Origin of the sequence: Arthrobacter sp. CC3 (assembly GCF_039907775.1) — a bacterium.
Taxonomy (GTDB): Bacteria; Actinomycetota; Actinomycetes; order Actinomycetales; family Micrococcaceae; genus Arthrobacter.
On the sequence record NZ_JARCCY010000112.1, the window covers coordinates 1 to 795 of the forward strand.

1 pseudogene is annotated in these 795 nt (G+C 61.1%); it reads right to left on the minus strand.

Annotated elements, in window-relative coordinates:
- Positions 1-328 (minus strand): annotated as a pseudogene (locus PV761_RS24215) (hypothetical protein); the annotation flags it as partial.
- Positions 329-795: the final 467 nt, after the last annotated feature.

Here is a 795-nt window from a genome sequence, read left to right on the forward strand (position 1 = left end):
CGGTCCTGGCAGAACGAAGCTCGCCCAGGATCTGTTCGTATTCCTCAGAATCCGGCAGGCCCCCCACGGCTCCGTCCTCCGGATCGAGGACTGCAGGGCTGGTGCCTTCACCCGCGGGGACGTTGGGGGGAGTTGCTGCCAAAGCGTTGTCGGCGGGCAACTCCTCGGGAAATATGGGTTTTAAGTCATTGCTTGTAGCCATGAGCGAATCCTTTGCTCGGTGGATCATGGGCTTGCGGACGTAACAGGGGATTGAGGGGTGAGCCGGGGGAAGATTGGGGGCTTCCTCCGATTCAAGGATCATGATGATGCCGTCGATGATCAGCACTTTGTGGGCGCCTGCCGGAAGTTGGCCCGGGGGTGCATCCGGTGCTCCGGTGCGGAGGTTGACCTGGATGCGTGAAGCTGGCACTCGACCCGGCAGTGCTCCACATGGCCGTCAACCAGTGAGGCATCCAGGCGCTACATGGGTCAGGGGGCTGTTCCGTATGACTCAACGAGAATCGCACTAAGCAACAGATTGCGCTTGGTAATAACGGATGTCAAGGGTTTTGGCTGATTTTCCGGGAATCTTGACAGGAAACGGTGGCCCGACGCGCTGTTCTATATCGCGAAGGTTGTTGCGCAGGATGCGTCTGCTCCACCCCCGGGCCTGGGCGCCAGAAAGCAGGGCACCCCAAAGGTGGGGTGCCCTTCCGGTAGCTGCGGACTAGTCGATCTTGTTAGCTGCCTCTGCGTCGGATTCCGTCTGGCCGGCGCCGAGGTTGGCGCGGAGTTTGGCGCCGAGGTCGGCGT